The organism is Leclercia adecarboxylata, from assembly GCF_023639785.1.
GTDB classification, from domain to species: Bacteria; Pseudomonadota; Gammaproteobacteria; order Enterobacterales; family Enterobacteriaceae; genus Enterobacter; species Enterobacter adecarboxylatus_D.
Genome location: NZ_CP098325.1, coordinates 3,202,275 through 3,219,738, shown reverse-complemented (window position 1 = coordinate 3,219,738; position 17,464 = coordinate 3,202,275). Strand labels below are relative to the sequence as shown.

Here is a 17,464-nt window from a genome sequence, read left to right as displayed (position 1 = left end):
AGGGAAGCGCCCGGCAGAGGCCTTCAGCCGGGCGCTTGTTTAATCCAGCGCCTGTGCCAGCAGGCTAATGGGATGCTCGCAGCGTTTGCTGGTGGACATCTCTATCTGCCATTTGCAGGTTTCACAGTCGGTCACCACAAGCTCCGCGCCGCTCTCTTCAATCTGGCGGAACAGCGGAGCGCCAATCGCCTGAGAGGTTTCGTAATTTTCCCGCTTAAAGCCGTAGGTGCCCGCGATGCCGCAGCAGCGCGAATCCAGCACCGTCAGCTTAAGGCCCGGAATTAACCGCAGCAGCTCAAGCGTATAGAGTGACCAGCCCATCTTTTCCATATGGCATGGCGTGTGATAGACCACTTTCAGGGGTAATGCCTTCAGGGGCAACGTCTTTCCGCTATCCAGTTTGCGCCACAAAAAGCGTGTCGCCAGCTCGATATGCTCACGCAGCCCGGTGTTGTCCACGTCCAGCAGGTGCGGATACTCGTCGCGCAGGGTGAAGGTACAGGTGGATGAGGTCGCCAGCACCGGCATTCCTTTGTCGACAATGGCCTCGCGCAGGGACGCGACATTGCTTGTGGCCTGCTTACGGGCTTTATCAGTAAATCCGTTGGCAATCAGCGGGACGCCGCAGCATTTCTCTTTGTTGAGAAGCGTTACGCCGGTTCCCATGGCATTCAGTACCTTCAGCAGATCTTTGCCCAGCTGCGGGTGGTTGTAATTTACATAGCAGCCGTGGAAGAAGGCGACCCGCTCGGTAAACCGCGCCTGTTCGGCCGCGACGGACTTGTACCAGCCCCGAAAGGTACCCTGAGAATATTTCGGCAGGCTGCGGTGATGGTCTATCTTCAGCGTCGCATCCAGCAGCCGGCGCACCGGTTTGAGGGAGGTGGCGGCATTTACCAGCGGGGCAAATGGCGTCGACAGGCTGCCCATCAGATCGGTGTGGCTCAGAATAGCGTCCCGCAGGGATGGCTTTTGCGTGCCGTAGCGCGCCCGGGCGCGCTGGATGATATCGCCGATTTTAACATCCGACGGGCAGGCGACTTCGCAGCGTTTACAGTTGATGCAGTATTTCAGCGCCTCATCGTAAAGCCTGCCATCCTTCAGGCGCAGGCGCTCACCGTCGGGTCCGGCCTGTTTCGGGCCGGGATAGCGCGGGTTAACGCCGCTGACCGGACATACCGTGGTGCAGACCGTACATTTAATGCAGTTTTCAAACCGGGTATCGTTCATTACACAGCCTCCGCGCACTGGCTAATCTGCTCCGCCACATACAGCGCCGTGACGGCGCAGACGCCGCCACCGCATCCCTGGGCAATGGGATCGTATCCGCCCAGCAGCGAGCCGATAGCAAAGAGATTGCTGACGGGCGTGCCGGAGAGCTGCGGATGCAGTTGGTTATCGACAATCACCCCGAACTGTTGCCAGGGCTGCGGCGAGAAGAAATCACTCTGATACCAGTCCGCGCGGGAGGCAAGTTGCCGGACGTCAAGCCCCATAATGGCTTCCCGGACCCCCTTCCGGCTGCTCAGCAGCCCGTTACTGAAGAAGCTGCCGCTTGCCAGCACCGTATAGCGGGTACGAAGCGGAATATCTTCATGGTTTCGGGTCCATATCTCGCTGACTCTCCCGTCGGTGAGGGTGGTTTTTTTCACCTCATCACCCGCCATCCACACGCCACCCTGGGCAATGAATTTGTGCTGCAGCTGGGTGTGCAGGCGGATGCCGGGTACGGAAGGGGGAAGCGTAGGCAGTAACCCGAGCGCGCAGGGCAGACGATCCGAAAGCCAGCGCCAGAGCCGGTTGTCGCTTAAGCCAAAGCAGGCGGGCATCAACAGCGCGTCGCATGTTTCACCGAGCGGCCTGAGCGCGTCATACAGAAGAGACCATCGCTCTTCGTTATCAAGAAAACGGGCAATGTTCACCGCGCGAAACTCGCTCGGGTTATCGCGCAGGACATCCAGTTCGGGCAGTTCTATCTCTGCCGTGTCGGCGTTAACCCCCTGGCGGCAAAGCGATGCCGCCGCAAGATGGGGCTGAAAATCGAGAAACCCGCTAATGCCCACCACTCGCACGCGTGCGGCATTTAAGGGGGCAACGGGTACCTCTTCAGGGCTGAGCCAGGCGGAACGCAGTTTGCCGAGCGGCGTGACCCGCTGATGATTTCGCCTGGAACTTCCCTTCAGACGTGCGCCGCAGTCCGCCAGTAGCGTTTCGGTTTCCAGCGCAAGGCGGTCAATATGCCGCGCGCCAATCAGGTGATAGGGGTGGGCCGGGGGCAGTTTATCGCGGTACGTTTCATCCAACAGATCCAGCGAGCCGGACGAGAAGTGCAGGGCGCTCTGGCCCCGGGTAATAATGGCGCAGCGCAGCCCCTGCCTCGTGAGTTTGATGCCACAGAGCAAGCCTGCCAGCCCGCCGCCGACAATCACGGTATCAAATTTCATCCTGTTGTTCCCTCTCAAGACCGCAAAGCCCCTGATAGACCCAGCGGGTAAACTCGGTTTCGCGAAGGGCATCACCCCAGGCGACAGGCTGAATCCCTTTCCAGCGTTCATTTAAAAACGCGCTGAGCTGATCCAGCGACTGTGTAGCGGTGGTGGTATTAAAACGCTGTAGCAACCCGGCGGCACGGCAGGCGCACAGTTCACCCTGACAGGTACCCATGCCCACCCGGGTGCGGCGTCGGAGATCGAGCAGGCTGTTCACCGTCAGATTCTCCACGGCGTATTGCACTTCACCGGCGGTCACGGCTTCGCACTCGCATACCAGGCTGCGGCTCAGCCGCCCTTCGCCCAGCCAGGACGGCGTCCTGTCGCCGTGGCGATAGACGGCGGAACCGCGCAGAGGAGCAGGCAGGGAGATAATTTTTTGCAGCGTCTTTTCGGTCGATTGTTGTGAGCCGGGGAGCGCTTTTTCAGCCGTCACGCAGGGCTGCGTGTTACCCAGCTTGCGGCACACGGCGTCGGTCGCCATCTCGGCCATCAGCCGGTAGGTCATCAATTTGCCACCGGTAATGGTGATAAAGCCCTCCAGGCCGTCGCGCGCGGCGTGATCGAACAGCACGATGCCCCGGCTGACGTTGCGCCCGCTCGGGTCGTCATCGCTGGCGACCAGCGGACGCACCCCGGCATAGGCGCGAAGAATGCGGGTCTGCGCCATCACCGGGGCCAGTTTTTCCCCTTCGCGCAGCAGGGTATCCACCTCTTCGGCGGTCACGCGGTTGGCATCAATCTCGCTGTAGTCCACGTGCGTTGAGGTTGTACCGATTAACGAAATGGTATCGCCGGGTACAAGGATGTCTGCGTCAGACGGTTTACGGCAGCGGTTGATCACATGGTTATTAATGCGGTGGTCGAGGATCAGCAGCGAGCCTTTGGCCGGGAACATACGCACAGATAAATCGGCGTATTCTGCGATGCGTTGCCCCCAGATCCCCGCCGCGTTGACCACCACGGCGGCATACAGCTCGCTGAGTTCGTTGTACTGCGTATCCAGGACCCGCACGCCCACGATGCGATGCCCCTCCCGGATAAGCCCGGTGACCTGATGGCCGGTCAGGATGCGCGCGCCATGTTCGCGGGCGTCCAGCATATTGGCGGCCGTCAGGCGAAAGGGATCCACCGTACCGTCCGGCACTTTTACCGCGCCCGTCAGGGCCGGGTTGACGGCGGGCTCAATGCGGCGCGCGAGGGCCGGGTCGATGGCCTCGGCCGCAATCCCCGCCGCCCGGCAGGCGGTGATAAAGGTCGGCTGAAAGGCGAGATCGTCTTCGGGAAGCGTGATAAACAGCCCGTCGGTCGGTTCAATGCAGTGGCGGGCAATGCGCCGCAGGATCTGATTTTCGGCGATACACTCGCGTGCGGATTCACCGTCGGTGACCGCATACCGCGCGCCGCTGTGCAGCAGCCCGTGATTGCGGCCAGTTGCGCCTGTTGCAATATCATGGCGCTCCAGAAGCGTGACGCTTAAGCCGCGCAGCGCACAATCCCGTGCGATTCCGGCCCCGGTTGCGCCACCGCCAATGATAATCACATCGCTGTAGCCTGGCTCGTGAATTGTCATTGTTAACCCTCTGTGTTCGTTTTTTATCATTTAGCCACATTAAAATTGTGGTTTGTTTGATTTCGAACACAAACGAGCGAAATTCGAAAGTGAAACAGCGTTTCGTGCGCCTTTTTGCGCATTTTGTCATATTTCTGTAACAATCTGTGCGTTGATTCACAGTAACAATTGCTATGATTTCTTAACATCCCCGCCTCTGGAATTCAGGTGCGAGACACCTGCTCATTCATTTCAAGGCCACGGAGGCTGTTATGCTCAGTATCTTTAAACCTGCGCCGCACAGGGCGCGTCTGCCAGAAGCAGAAATAGATCCGCTCTATCGCCGTCTGCGTTGGCAAATTTTCCTGGGGATCTTCTTCGGGTACGCGGCGTACTACCTTGTACGTAAAAACTTTGCCCTCGCCATGCCCTATCTGGTGGAACAGGGCTTCTCCCGCGGCGATCTGGGCTTCGCGCTGTCGGGGATCTCTATCGCCTACGGGTTTTCCAAATTCATCATGGGGTCAGTGTCGGATCGCTCGAATCCGCGCGTGTTTCTGCCCGCCGGTCTGATCCTGGCGGCAGCGGTCATGCTGTTTATGGGCTTTGTGCCCTGGGCAACCTCCAGCATTGCCGTCATGTTTGTCCTGCTGTTCCTCTGCGGCTGGTTCCAGGGAATGGGGTGGCCGCCATGCGGACGCACCATGGTGCACTGGTGGTCGCAAAAGGAGCGTGGCGGCATTGTGTCGGTGTGGAACTGCGCCCATAACGTGGGCGGCGGTATTCCGCCTCTGCTGTTCCTGCTGGGGATGGCCTGGTTCAACGACTGGCATGCGGCGCTCTATATGCCTGCCTTCGGGGCCATTGTCGTGGCGATTATTGCCTTCGCGCTGATGCGCGACACGCCGCAGTCCTGTGGCTTGCCGCCGATTGAAGAGTACAAAAACGACTATCCGGATGATTACAGCAAGGAGCACGAAGAAGAGCTGACCGCGAAACAGATCTTCATGAAGTACGTGCTGCCGAACAAGCTGCTCTGGTACATCGCGGTGGCGAACGTGTTCGTCTACCTGCTGCGCTACGGCATCCTCGACTGGTCACCGACCTACCTGAAAGAGGTGAAGCACTTTGCGCTGGATAAATCCTCCTGGGCCTACTTCCTCTATGAATACGCCGGTATTCCCGGCACCCTGATTTGCGGCTGGATGTCGGACAAAGTGTTTAAAGGCAACCGCGGCGCGACAGGCGTATTCTTCATGACCCTGGTGACCATCGCGACTGTGGTCTACTGGCTTAACCCACCGGGTAATCCGGGTGTGGATATGGCCTGTATGATCGTTATCGGCTTCCTGATTTATGGCCCCGTGATGCTGATTGGTCTGCACGCGCTTGAACTGGCGCCGAAAAAAGCGGCGGGCACGGCGGCAGGCTTTACCGGTCTGTTCGGCTACCTCGGTGGGTCGGTCGCTGCGAGTGCGATTGTCGGCTATACCGTTGACTTCTTCGGCTGGGACGGCGGCTTTATGGTGATGATTGGCGGAAGCGTGCTGGCGGTGCTGCTGCTGATTGTTGTCATGATGGGTGAAAAACGTCACCACGCCGAAGTGCAGGCGCGTCGTCAATAAGGAACATTGCGATGAAATTAACTCACTTAACAACCGGTCTGCTGCTGGCGGGCCTGATGACGGGGTCTGCGCTGGCGGCGGATAAAATCGTCATTGCCCATCGCGGCGCGAGCGGTTATCTGCCGGAGCATACGCTGCCGGCGAAAGCGATGGCCTACGCGCAGGGGGCGGATTATCTGGAACAGGATCTGGTGATGACGAAGGACGACCAGCTGGTTGTCCTGCACGATCATTATCTTGACCGTGTGACGGACGTGGCGGAGCGTTTCCCGGATCGCGCCCGTAAAGACGGGCGCTACTATGCTATCGACTTTACCCTGGATGAAATCCGCGCCCTGAGGTTTACCGAAGGCTTCGAGATTGAAAAGGGCAGGAAGGTGCAGGTTTACCCGGGACGTTTCCCGATGGGCAAATCTGATTTCCGGATCCACACCTTCCAGGAAGAGATTGAGTTTGTTCAGGGGCTGAACCACTCCACCGGGAAAAACATCGGTATCTACCCGGAGATTAAAGCGCCGTGGTTCCACCATCAGGAAGGGAAGGACATCGCCGCGAAAACGCTGGACGTGCTGAAGCAGTACGGCTACACCAGCAAGAAGGACAAGGTTTATCTGCAGTGCTTTGACGCCGCCGAGCTGAAGCGCATCAAAACCGAGCTGGAGCCAAAGAGGGAGATGAACCTCAATCTGGTACAGCTGATTGCTTACACCGACTGGAATGAGACCCAGGAGAAGCAGCCGGACGGCAAGTGGGTAAACTACAGCTATGACTGGATGTTTAAACCGGGCGCCATGAAGCAGATAGCGCAGTACGCTGACGGCATCGGACCCGATTATCACATGCTGGTGGCGGAGGGCTCCACGCCGGGCCACGTGACGCTAACCGCGATGGTGAAAGAGGCGCATGCCAGCAAAATGCAGGCCCATCCGTATACGGTGCGTGCGGATCAGCTGCCGGCATATGCGACAGACGTGAATCAGCTTTATGACGTGCTGTATAACCAGGCGGGCGTGGACGGACTGTTTACGGATTTCCCGGATAAAGCGGTCGACTTCATTCACCGGAAGTAGGTTTTGTAGGTCGGGTAAGGCGAAGCCGCCACCCGACAATCAGGCTCTGCGGCCTGGTTCCCTCTCCCACCGGGAGAGGGAGCCAGGGCAGCTACATCTCGATCTCTATATCCCCTTTTGCCCGGCAGCAGCAGGGCAAAATTTCCCCTTCATTGATAAAGGCCAGCGGTTCGGTGACCCAGTCAACCTGACCGGCAACCAGACGACAGCGGCAGGAGCCGCAGTAGCCTTCGCGGCACTGATATTCAACGGCAATCTGGTGGGATTCCAGCGCAATAAGCAGGGAGGGATGCTCTTCCTGGCACAGCACTTCTGTGCCAGAAAGACGGAGCGTCACGCGGCTCATCAGAGCTGGAAGTCGCTCAAATCGTCGGTGTTAACTTCAGAGTCAATCTGACCCACCAGGTAGGAGCTCACTTCCACTTCCTGCGGCGCAACCTGAACGTTATCAGAAACCAGCCAGGTGTTGATCCACGGGATTGGGTTGGAGCGGGTCTGGAACGGCAGATCAAGGCCGACAGCCTGCATACGGATGTTGGTGATGTACTCGACGTACTGGCAGAGAATATCTTTGTTCAGGCCGATCATGGAGCCGCCCTGGAACAGGTATTCCGCCCACTCTTTCTCCTGCTGGGCCGCCTGCACAAACAGGTCGTAGCTCGCCTGTTTGCACTCTTCAGCAATCTCAGCCATCTCCGGATCGTCCACGCCGCTGCGCAGCAGGTTCAGCATATGCTGGGTGCCGGTCAGGTGCAGGGCCTCATCGCGGGCGATCAGGCGGATGATTTTGGCGTTGCCTTCCATCAGTTCGCGCTCTGCGAAAGCGAAGGAGCAGGCGAAGCTGACGTAGAAGCGGATTGCTTCCAGGGCGTTCACACTCATCAGGCACAGGTAGAGTTTTTTCTTCAGCTCACGCAGGCTCACGGTGACGGTTTTGCCGTTCACGCTGTGGGTGCCTTCGCCCAGCAGATGCCAGTAGCTGGTCATCTCGATCAGGTCGTCGTAGAAGTGGGAAATACCTTCTGCGCGCTTGAGGATCTGATCGTTGGTCACGATATCATCAAAGACAATCGCCGGATCGTTGACGATGTTACGGATGATATGGGTGTAGGAGCGGGAGTGGATCGTTTCGGAGAACGCCCAGGTCTCAACCCAGGTTTCCAGCTCCGGGATGGAGATCAGCGGCAGCAGGGCCACGTTCGGGCTGCGCCCCTGAATAGAATCCAGCAAGGTCTGGTACTTCAGGTTGCTGAGGAAGATGTGCTTTTCATGTTCCGGCAGAGCCTGGAAGTCGATGCGGTCGCGGGAAACGTCAACTTCTTCCGGACGCCAGAAGAAAGAGAGTTGCTTTTCAATCAGCTTTTCGAAGATGTCATATTTTTGCTGATCGTAGCGCGCCACGTTGACCGGCTGGCCGAAGAACATCGGCTCTTTGAGCTGGTCGTTTTTCGTCTGTGAAAAGGTGGTGTATGCCATTGAAGTGAGTCCTGTTGAAATTGTATTGCCCGGCGGCACTGCGTTTGCCGGGCCTACAAAACCGTAGGCCGGGTAAGCGTAGCGCCACCCGGCATTAACTTAAATCTTACAAGCGCCGCTTTCGCAGCCGTCATCCTGAATGGATGGGGCCAGATCGTCCTGCGCATCTTCCGCACCGTCGCGGGTGTTTTGATAGTACAGGGTTTTCACGCCAAATTTGTAGGCGGTGAGCAGGTCTTTCAGCAGTTGCTGCATCGGCACTTTCCCTGACGGGAAGCGTGACGGATCGTAGTTGGTGTTCGCAGAGATCGACTGGTCGATAAACTTCTGCATGATACCCACCAGCTGCAGGTAGCCGTCGTTATTTGGCATCTCCCACAGCAGCTCGTAGTTGTTTTTCAGCAGCTCATAGTCCGGCACCACCTGGCGCAGGATCCCGTCTTTCGACGCTTTGATGCTCACGTGACCGCGCGGCGGCTCAATACCGTTGGTGGCGTTGGAGATCTGCGAAGAGGTCTCGGACGGCATCAGGGCAGAGAGCGTGGAGTTACGCAGGCCGTGGGTCTTGATGGATTCGCGCAGGCGCTCCCAGTCAAGATGCAGCGGCTCGTTGGCGATCGCATCCAGGTCTTTCTTATAGGTGTCAATCGGCAGAATGCCTTTGGCATAGGTGGTTTCGTTGAACCACGGGCAGGCACCCTGTTCGATGGCCAGTTCGTTCGAGGCTTTCAGCAGGTAATACTGAATGGCTTCGAAGGTCTGGTGCGTCAGGTTGTTGGCGCTGCCATCGGAATAACGCTTGCCGTTTTTCGCCAGCCAGTAGGCATAGTTGATGACGCCAATGCCCAGAGTACGACGACCCATCGCACCGCGTTTTGCCGCCGGGATTGGATAATCCTGGTAATCCAGAAGTGCATCCAGCGCACGTACCGCCAGCACCGCCAGCTCTTCCAGCTCGTCGAGGCTGTTGATCGCACCCAGGTTGAACGCGGAGAGCGTACACAGGGCGATCTCGCCGTTTTCGTCGTTAACATCTTCCAGCGGTTTGGTCGGCAGGGCGATCTCCAGGCACAGGTTGGACTGGCGCACTGGGGCAACGACCGGATCGAACGGGCTGTGGGTGTTGCAGTGGTCGACGTTCTGGATGTAGATACGACCCGTCGAAGCACGTTCCTGCATCATCAGGGAGAACAGATCTACCGCTTTCACGCGCTGCTTACGGATGCTGTCGTCGTTTTCATATTGCACGTACAGACGCTCGAACTCATCCTGATCGGCGAAGAATGCGTCGTACAGGCCCGGGACGTCGGACGGGCTGAACAGGGTGATATCACCCCCCTTCAGCAGACGGGTGTACATCAGCTTGTTGATCTGAACGCCGTAGTCCATGTGACGCACGCGGTTGCCTTCCACGCCACGGTTGTTTTTCAGTACCAGCAGGCTTTCGACTTCCAGATGCCACATCGGGTAGAACAGGGTAGCCGCACCACCGCGCACGCCGCCCTGAGAGCAGGATTTGACCGCGGTCTGGAAGTGTTTGTAGAACGGGATACAGCCGGTGTGGAACGCTTCGCCGCCGCGAATTGGGCTGCCCAGGGCACGAATACGACCGGCGTTGATGCCGATGCCGGCACGCTGGGAAACGTATTTCACAATGGCGCTGGAGGTGGCGTTGATGGAATCCAGGCTGTCGCCGCACTCGATCAGCACGCAGGAGCTGAACTGGCGGGTTGGGGTGCGCACGCCGGACATGATCGGCGTTGGCAGAGAAATTTTAAAGGTGGAAACGGCATCGTAGAAACGCTTCACGTATTCCAGACGGGTTTCACGCGGATAGTTGGAGAACAGGCAGGCGGCCACCAGAATGTAGAGGAACTGGGCGCTCTCGTAGATTTCGCCGGTCACGCGGTTCTGGACCAGGTATTTCCCTTCCAGCTGCTTCACCGCGGCGTAGGAGAAGTTCATATCACGCCAGTGATCGATAAACTCGTCCATCTGCCTGAACTCTTCTTCCGTGTAGTCTTCCAGCAGATGGGTGTCGTACTTGCCAAGCTCGACCATCTTCACTACATGATCGAACAGCGCTGGCGGCTCAAACTGGCCGTAGGCTTTCTTACGCAGGTGGAAAATTGCCAGACGGGCAGCGAGGTACTGATAATCCGGTGCTTCGCGGGAGATGAGATCCGCCGCGGCTTTGATTATGGTTTCGTGGATATCAGACGTTTTGATGCCGTCATAGAACTGGATGTGGGAGCGCAGTTCAACCTGAGAAATGGATACGTTATTCAGTCCTTCTGCTGCCCAGTCGAGAACACGATGGATTTTGTCCAGATTGATACGCTCGGTTGCACCGTCGCGCTTTGTCACCAGCAGACTCTGATTCATGTGGGTTTTTACCTGTCCGTGAAAAAAGAAAATATCCCCCGCTTATCCACAGGATGCTGTGGATAAATACTATATATAGGGGTTTTGCATTAAGCATAACGCAAGATGGTGAGTATTCTAGTAAGGATTCTTTTGAGTACAAGAGTTGATTTTGAGGTTAAATTGAGGTTGTGAAAGGGTAAAAAAGCGTAAGTCCTCGTACCGTAAGGCCTGGACGTCATGTCAATAATGTAGAAAAAAAAATGAAAATTTGATCGACTGCTGATTTCTTCAACGTGTAGTCAAAAATGCGCAACTAAGGGTTGCGCATTCGTGAGAAAAAGAGTGGTTAAGCGTCTTCTTTTTTTGCCGTGGTGTGGAGCATGTAGTTAACGTCCACGCCGGGCGCCAGTTTGAACTTGTCGGTGAGAGGATTGTAGTGCAGACCGGTCATATGCTGCTCCTTCAGCCATGTGCCGTCGACCCAGCTCAGCAGTTCCGCCGGCTTAATGAATTTTTTCACGTCGTGGGTACCTTTTGGCACCATGCGCAGCACATACTCCGCGCCGACCACCGCCATCAGCCATGCCTTGCCGTTGCGGTTAATCGTGGAGAAGAACACCTGACCGCCCGGTTTTACCAGCGCCGCACAGGCTTTTACCACCGATTGTGGGTCCGGGACGTGCTCCAGCATCTCCATGCAGGTGACGACATCATACTGCTGGGCGTGCTCCGCCGCGTGCGCTTCCACCGTTTCCTGCACGTACTCGACTTCAATGCCGCTTTCCAGCGCGTGCAGACGCGCAACCTGCAGCGGCTCGAAGCCCATATCCAGCCCGGTTACCGTGGCGCCTTCGCGCGCCATGCTCTCGGCCAGGATACCGCCGCCGCAGCCCACATCGAGCACCTTTTTACCGAACAGGCCGCCGGAACGCTCCGCAATATAGCCCAGGCGCAGGGGGTTAATGCGGTGCAGCGGTTTGAACTCACCTTCAAGATCCCACCAGCGCGAGGCGACGGCTTCGAATTTGGCGATCTCTTCATGGTCAACGTTGGGAGCCACCGGGGATTTTTCCGCATTCATGGACGCTTTTACTCCGTAATTTAAAGACGAGGAAGTATATCAGGATAACAAAGCAAATTAGTTTAAACCTAAGCGGGTGTGTTATAATTTCCGACCTTTGAATCCGGGATACAGTAGAGGGATAGCGGTTAGATGAGCGACCTTGCGAGAGAAATTACACCGGTTAACATCGAGGAAGAGCTGAAGAGCTCCTATCTGGATTATGCGATGTCGGTCATTGTTGGCCGAGCGCTGCCGGATGTCCGCGATGGACTTAAGCCGGTACACCGTCGCGTACTATACGCCATGAACGTATTGGGCAATGACTGGAATAAAGCCTACAAAAAATCTGCCCGTGTCGTTGGTGACGTGATCGGTAAATATCACCCGCATGGTGATACAGCAGTTTATGACACCATCGTCCGTATGGCGCAGCCATTCTCACTGCGTTACATGCTGGTTGATGGTCAGGGTAACTTCGGTTCAGTCGACGGCGACTCCGCCGCGGCGATGCGTTATACGGAAATCCGTATGTCGAAAATCGCCCATGAGCTGATGGCCGATCTGGAAAAAGAGACCGTTGATTTCGTCGATAACTACGACGGCACTGAGCGCATTCCGGATGTGATGCCAACCAAGATCCCTAACCTGCTGGTAAACGGTGCTTCCGGTATCGCCGTAGGTATGGCGACCAACATTCCGCCGCATAACATCACGGAAGTGATCAACGGCTGCCTGGCCTATATCGACGATGAAGAGATCAGCATTGAAGGGCTGATGGAACACATCCCCGGCCCGGATTTCCCGACCGCCGCCATTATTAATGGCCGTCGCGGCATTGAAGAAGCGTACCGTACCGGTCGCGGCAAGATCTATATTCGTGCCCGTGCCGAAGTGGAAGCCGACGCCAAAACCGGCCGTGAGACCATTATCGTCCACGAAATTCCGTATCAGGTGAACAAAGCGCGCCTGATCGAGAAGATTGCCGAGCTGGTTAAAGAGAAACGTATTGAAGGTATCAGCGCGCTGCGTGATGAGTCTGATAAAGACGGCATGCGTATCGTGATTGAAATCAAACGCGACGCGGTAGGGGAAGTGGTGCTGAACAACCTCTACTCCCTGACTCAGCTTCAGGTCTCCTTCGGTATCAACATGGTGGCATTGCACCATGGTCAGCCGAAGATCATGAACCTGAAAGACATTCTGAGCGCATTCGTGCGTCACCGCCGTGAAGTGGTGACCCGTCGTACTATTTTCGAGCTGCGTAAAGCCCGCGATCGTGCCCACATCCTCGAAGCGCTGGCAGTGGCGCTGGCAAACATCGATCCGATCATCGAACTGATCCGTCGTGCGCCAACCCCTGCCGAAGCGAAAGCTGGCCTGATCGCTAAGCCGTGGGATCTGGGCAACGTCTCCGCCATGCTGGAACGTGCCGGTGACGATGCCGCGCGTCCTGAGTGGCTGGAGCCGCAGTACGGTATTCGCGACGGCAAATACTGGCTGACCGAACAGCAGGCTCAGGCGATTCTGGATCTGCGTCTGCAGAAACTGACCGGTCTTGAGCACGAAAAACTGCTCGACGAATATAAAGAGCTGCTGGAGCAGATCGCTGAACTGCTGCACATTCTGGGCAGCGCCGATCGCCTGATGGAAGTGATCCGCGAAGAGCTGGAACTGGTCCGCGATCAGTTCGGTGACGAGCGTCGCACTGAGATCACGGCTAACTCCGCGGACATCAACATCGAAGACCTGATTAACCAGGAAGACGTTGTTGTGACCCTGTCTCACCAGGGCTACGTGAAGTATCAGCCGTTAACCGACTACGAAGCACAGCGTCGTGGCGGGAAGGGCAAATCGGCGGCCCGTATTAAAGAAGAAGACTTTATCGACCGCCTGCTGGTGGCCAACACCCACGACACCATCCTCTGCTTCTCCAGCCGGGGCCGTCTGTACTGGATGAAGGTCTATCAGCTGCCGGAAGCGAGCCGTGGCGCGCGTGGACGTCCAATCGTCAACCTGCTGCCGCTGGAGCAAAACGAACGTATTACCGCGATCCTGCCGGTTCGCGAGTACGCTGAAGGCGTCAACGTCTTTATGGCGACCGCCAGCGGCACGGTGAAGAAAACCGCCCTGACCGAGTTTAGCCGCCCACGTTCTGCCGGCATTATTGCCGTCAACCTGAACGAAGGCGATGAACTGATTGGTGTGGATCTGACCTCCGGTTCCGACGAAGTGATGCTGTTCTCTGCTGCCGGTAAAGTGGTGCGCTTTAAAGAGAACGCGGTGCGTGCGATGGGTCGTACAGCGACCGGCGTTCGTGGCATCAAGCTGGCGGGTGAAGACAGCGTGGTCTCGCTGATCGTTCCACGTGGCGAAGGCGCAATCCTCACCGTTACGCAGAATGGTTACGGTAAACGCACCGCCCAGGACGAATACCCAACCAAGTCCCGTGGTACCCAGGGCGTTATCTCGATCAAAGTCACCGAGCGCAACGGTTCCGTTGTTGGCGCGGTACAGGTCGACGACAGCGACCAGATCATGATGATCACCGATGCCGGTACGCTGGTGCGTACCCGCGTGTCGGAAATCAGCGTGGTAGGGCGTAACACCCAGGGCGTGATCCTCATCCGTACCGCGGAAGATGAAAACGTTGTGGGTCTGCAGCGTGTCGCTGAACCAGTGGATGATGAAGAGCTCGACTCTATCGACGGTAGCGTGGCAGAAGGTGATGATGAGATCGCACCGGAAGCAGAAACCGACGATGATGCGGCAGATGATGCCGAAGAGTAATCTCTCCTGACGATAAAGGGCCGGTTTCCGGCCCTTTTCTTTTGCTGCGGCACTGAATTGCAGACAACCGAACGTTGCGGCAACGGCGATTTACCGCTACCTTAACCCATTCCTTGTGATCCTGACGGCGGAGCCTCGCCCCCTTGAAATACCTCGTCTCCTTTCGAACCACGCTGAAAGTTTCTCGCTATCTTTTTCGGGCGCTGGCGCTCCTGATCTGGGTGCTGATCGCGCTCTTTTCGGTGTTTTACATCGTCAATGCGCTGCACCAGAAGGAGGCGGAGATCCGTCAGGAGTTTAGTCTCAGCTTCGATCAGGCCCAGCGCTACATTCAGCGCACCTCGGACGTAATGAAGGAGCTCAAGTACATCGCCGAGAACCGCCTGACCGCGGAAAACGGCGTTCTGGCTATGCGCGCACGGGACAGTAAAGCGGATGTGCCCAACTTTGAGCCCCTGTTCCCTGACTCTGACTGCTCGGCGATGGGCTCCGCGTGGCGGGGTTCCCTGGAGTCCCTCGCCTGGTTTATGCGCTACTGGCGCGATAACTTCTCGGCAGCCTACGATCTGAACCGCGTCTTTCTGATCGGCAGCGAAAACCTCTGCATGGCCGATTTTGGCCTGCGGGACGTGCCGGTGGACCGCGACAGCGCCCTGAAGACCCTGCATGAGCGGATTATCAAATACCGTAACGCGCCCCAGGATGAGCGCGGCAATAACCTGTTCTGGATAAGCCAGGGGCCGCGTTCGGGGGTAGGGTACTTCTATGCCCTGACGCCGGTCTATCTGGGCAACCGCCTGCAGGCGATGCTTGGCATCGAGCAGTCTATCCGGATGGAGAACTTTTTCACCCCGGGTAATCTGCCGATGGGCGTCACCATTCTTGATGAAAATGGCCATGCCCTGATTTCGCTGGCCGGGCCGGAATCCCGACTGAAGGTCGACCCGCGCTGGATGCAGGAACGCTCATGGTTTGGTTACAGCGCCGGTTTTCGTGATCTGGTGCTGAAAAAGAGCCTGCCGCCTTCGTCGCTGAGCATTGTTTACTCCGTTCCGGTGGACATGGTGCTGGAGCGAATTCGCATGCTGATCCTCAACTCGGTACTGTTGAACGTGCTGGTGGGGATAGCGCTGTTTACCCTTGCCCGTATGTATGAGCGCAAAATCTTTATTCCGGCGGAGATCGACGCCCAGCGTCTTGAAGAGCATGAGCAATTCAACCGCAAGATTGTCGCCTCTGCGCCGGTGGGGATCTGTATTCTCCGCACCCTCGACGGGACCAATATTCTGAGTAACGAGCTGGCGCATAACTACCTGAATATGCTCACCCATGAGGACCGGCAGCGGCTGACGCAGATCATCTGCGGACAGCAGGTCAACTTCGTCGACGTGCTGACCAGCAATAACACCAATCTGCAGATTAGCTTTGTTCACTCGCGCTACCGCAATGAGAACGTGGCGATCTGCGTGCTGGTGGATGTCTCTGCACGCGTCAAAATGGAAGAGTCGCTGCAGGATATGGCTCAGGCTGCCGAACAGGCCAGCCAGTCGAAATCGATGTTCCTTGCCACCGTCAGCCATGAGCTGCGTACTCCGCTGTACGGGATTATCGGTAACCTCGATCTGCTGCAGACTAAAGAGTTACCGCGCGGCGTCGACCGTCTGGTGACGGCGATGAACAACTCCTCCAGCCTGCTGCTGAAAATCATCAGTGATATTCTCGACTTCTCTAAAATTGAGTCCGAACAGCTGAAAATCGAGCCGCGTGAATTCTCGCCGCGGGAGGTGATGAACCATATCAGCGCCAACTACCTGCCGCTGGTGGTGCGTAAGCAGCTGGGACTGTACTGCTTTATCGAGCCGGACGTGCCGTTATCGCTGCAGGGCGATCCGATGCGTCTGCAGCAGGTGATCTCCAATCTGCTGAGCAACGCCATTAAATTTACCGATATGGGCTGCATCGTGATGCACGTGAGCCGGGCAGGGGACTACCTGAGCATCCGCGTGCGCGATACCGGGGTGGGCATCCCGGCAAAAGAGGTAGTCAAGCTCTTCGATCCTTTCTTCCAGGTGGGAACGGGGGTTCAGCGCAACTTCCAGGGCACCGGACTGGGTCTGGCAATCTGTGAAAAACTGATCAGCATGATGGACGGCGACATCTCGGTGGATACCGAGCCGGGCATGGGCAGCCAGTTCACTATCCGTATTCCGCTCTATGCGGCGCAGTCTCCGGCTAACATGCTGATTGAAGGGCTAAGCGATAAACGCTGCTGGCTGGCGGTCAATAACGCCTCGCTGCATGCTTACCTGGAGTCATTGCTGACGTCGCACGGTATCCGGGTGGCGCGCTACGCCGGGCAAACCCCGGACGCGGAAGATATGCTCCTTACCGACGATGAGCTGACGCAGCCGTGGCAGGGTAAGGCTGCGGTGATCTTCTGCCGTCGCCATATCGGTATCGCACTTGAACGTGCTCGTGGCGAGTGGGTGAACAGCGTGGCAGCGCCGCATGAGTTGATTGCCTTGCTGGCGCGCATCTACCGTGTTGAGATGGACAGCGCGGACGGTAGCTCGTCGCTGCCGTCGCCGGAGTCGGAGCAGTCGTTGAATGAGGATATGATGATCCTCGTGGTGGATGACCATCCGATTAACCGCCGTCTGCTGGCTGACCAGCTTGGCTCGCTGGGGTATCAGTGTAAAACCGCCAATGACGGCGTGGATGCCCTGAACGTGCTGAGTAAAAACCACATCGACATCGTCCTGAGCGACGTGAACATGCCGAACATGGACGGCTATCGCCTGACCCAGCGCATCCGTCAGCTCGGCCTGACGCTGCCGGTGGTGGGCGTTACGGCTAACGCGCTGGCAGAAGAGAAGCAGCGCTGTCTGGAGTCGGGGATGGACAGCTGTCTGTCCAAGCCGGTGACCCTGGACGTACTGAAGCAGACGCTGTCAGTGTATGCCGAGCGGGTGAGGAAAACGCGGGGATAAAAAAAAGCCCATTTCTGGGCTTTTTTATTGCCCGGCGGCGCTTCG

The 17,464-nt window shown here is 57.2% G+C and carries 11 protein-coding genes; 4 read left to right on the top strand and 7 right to left on the bottom strand.

Annotated elements, in window-relative coordinates:
• Positions 1–39: 39 nt before the first annotated feature.
• The 3 genes from glpC to glpA are packed head-to-tail and all read right to left on the bottom strand — an operon-like array spanning position 40 to position 4,062.
• Positions 40–1,230, bottom strand: coding sequence for an anaerobic glycerol-3-phosphate dehydrogenase subunit GlpC (gene glpC / locus NB069_RS15275; RefSeq protein WP_250584894.1), 1,191 nt, complete (start codon positions 1,228–1,230; stop codon positions 40–42).
• Positions 1,230–2,444 carry a glycerol-3-phosphate dehydrogenase subunit GlpB gene (gene glpB, locus NB069_RS15270; protein WP_250584892.1) on the bottom strand — a complete coding sequence of 405 codons (1,215 nt, stop codon included), beginning with the start codon at positions 2,442–2,444 and terminating at the stop codon, positions 1,230–1,232. Before glpB ends, glpC begins: the two co-directional genes overlap by 1 nt.
• Positions 2,434–4,062, bottom strand: coding sequence for an anaerobic glycerol-3-phosphate dehydrogenase subunit A (gene glpA, locus NB069_RS15265; protein WP_250584890.1), 1,629 nt, complete (start codon positions 4,060–4,062; stop codon positions 2,434–2,436). Before glpA ends, glpB begins: the two co-directional genes overlap by 11 nt.
• A gap of 251 nt (positions 4,063–4,313) precedes the next feature.
• Between glpA and glpT the strand changes: the two genes are divergently transcribed.
• Positions 4,314–5,666, top strand: a complete 1,353-nt coding sequence (glpT, locus tag NB069_RS15260) for a glycerol-3-phosphate transporter (RefSeq protein ID WP_250584888.1) — start codon at positions 4,314–4,316, stop codon at positions 5,664–5,666.
• An 11-nt stretch (positions 5,667–5,677) separates the two neighbouring features.
• Complete coding sequence (glpQ, locus tag NB069_RS15255) at positions 5,678–6,736, top strand: glycerophosphodiester phosphodiesterase (protein WP_250584886.1); 1,059 nt, start codon at positions 5,678–5,680, stop codon at positions 6,734–6,736.
• A 91-nt stretch (positions 6,737–6,827) separates the two neighbouring features.
• Here the strand turns inward: glpQ and yfaE are convergent, their stop codons facing one another.
• The 4 genes from yfaE to ubiG form a co-directional block, all read right to left on the bottom strand.
• A complete protein-coding gene (gene yfaE, locus NB069_RS15250) occupies positions 6,828–7,082 on the bottom strand; it encodes a class I ribonucleotide reductase maintenance protein YfaE (RefSeq protein WP_138369880.1) in 255 nt (84 codons plus the stop codon).
• Entirely contained in the window at positions 7,082–8,212 is a 1,131-nt protein-coding gene (gene nrdB / locus NB069_RS15245) for a class Ia ribonucleoside-diphosphate reductase subunit beta (protein WP_250584884.1), read from the bottom strand. Before nrdB ends, yfaE begins: the two co-directional genes overlap by 1 nt.
• Before the next feature lie 99 nt (positions 8,213–8,311).
• A complete protein-coding gene (gene nrdA / locus NB069_RS15240; protein ID WP_250584882.1) occupies positions 8,312–10,597 on the bottom strand; it encodes a class 1a ribonucleoside-diphosphate reductase subunit alpha in 2,286 nt (761 codons plus the stop codon).
• A 328-nt stretch (positions 10,598–10,925) separates the two neighbouring features.
• A complete protein-coding gene (gene ubiG / locus NB069_RS15235) occupies positions 10,926–11,660 on the bottom strand; it encodes a bifunctional 2-polyprenyl-6-hydroxyphenol methylase/3-demethylubiquinol 3-O-methyltransferase UbiG (RefSeq protein ID WP_250584880.1) in 735 nt (244 codons plus the stop codon).
• A 132-nt stretch (positions 11,661–11,792) separates the two neighbouring features.
• On the opposite strand from ubiG, the gene gyrA reads away from it, so the two are divergent.
• Both gyrA and rcsC read left to right on the top strand, forming a co-directional pair.
• The gene (gyrA, locus tag NB069_RS15230; protein ID WP_250584878.1) at positions 11,793–14,429 is read left to right on the top strand and encodes a DNA topoisomerase (ATP-hydrolyzing) subunit A; all 2,637 of its coding nucleotides are present in this window, start codon (positions 11,793–11,795) and stop codon (positions 14,427–14,429) included.
• Positions 14,430–14,572: 143 nt separating this feature from the next.
• Positions 14,573–17,419, top strand: coding sequence for a two-component system sensor histidine kinase RcsC (gene rcsC, locus NB069_RS15225; RefSeq protein WP_250584876.1), 2,847 nt, complete (start codon positions 14,573–14,575; stop codon positions 17,417–17,419).
• Positions 17,420–17,464: the final 45 nt, after the last annotated feature.

Bases quoted from the DNA above. Each gene is read 5' to 3' on its own strand.
- gyrA (WP_250584878.1), top strand. From the start codon at position 11,793: ATGAGCGACCTTGCGAGAGAAATTACACCGGTTAACATCGAGGAAGAG.
- nrdA (WP_250584882.1), bottom strand. From the start codon at position 10,597: ATGAATCAGAGTCTGCTGGTGACAAAGCGCGACGGTGCAACCGAGCGT.
- glpC (WP_250584894.1), bottom strand. From the start codon at position 1,230: ATGAACGATACCCGGTTTGAAAACTGCATTAAATGTACGGTCTGCACC.
- glpA (WP_250584890.1), bottom strand. From the start codon at position 4,062: ATGACAATTCACGAGCCAGGCTACAGCGATGTGATTATCATTGGCGGT.
- glpT (WP_250584888.1), top strand. From the start codon at position 4,314: ATGCTCAGTATCTTTAAACCTGCGCCGCACAGGGCGCGTCTGCCAGAA.
- yfaE (WP_138369880.1), bottom strand. From the start codon at position 7,082: ATGAGCCGCGTGACGCTCCGTCTTTCTGGCACAGAAGTGCTGTGCCAG.
- glpB (WP_250584892.1), bottom strand. From the start codon at position 2,444: ATGAAATTTGATACCGTGATTGTCGGCGGCGGGCTGGCAGGCTTGCTC.
- glpQ (WP_250584886.1), top strand. From the start codon at position 5,678: ATGAAATTAACTCACTTAACAACCGGTCTGCTGCTGGCGGGCCTGATG.
- ubiG (WP_250584880.1), bottom strand. From the start codon at position 11,660: ATGAATGCGGAAAAATCCCCGGTGGCTCCCAACGTTGACCATGAAGAG.
- nrdB (WP_250584884.1), bottom strand. From the start codon at position 8,212: ATGGCATACACCACCTTTTCACAGACGAAAAACGACCAGCTCAAAGAG.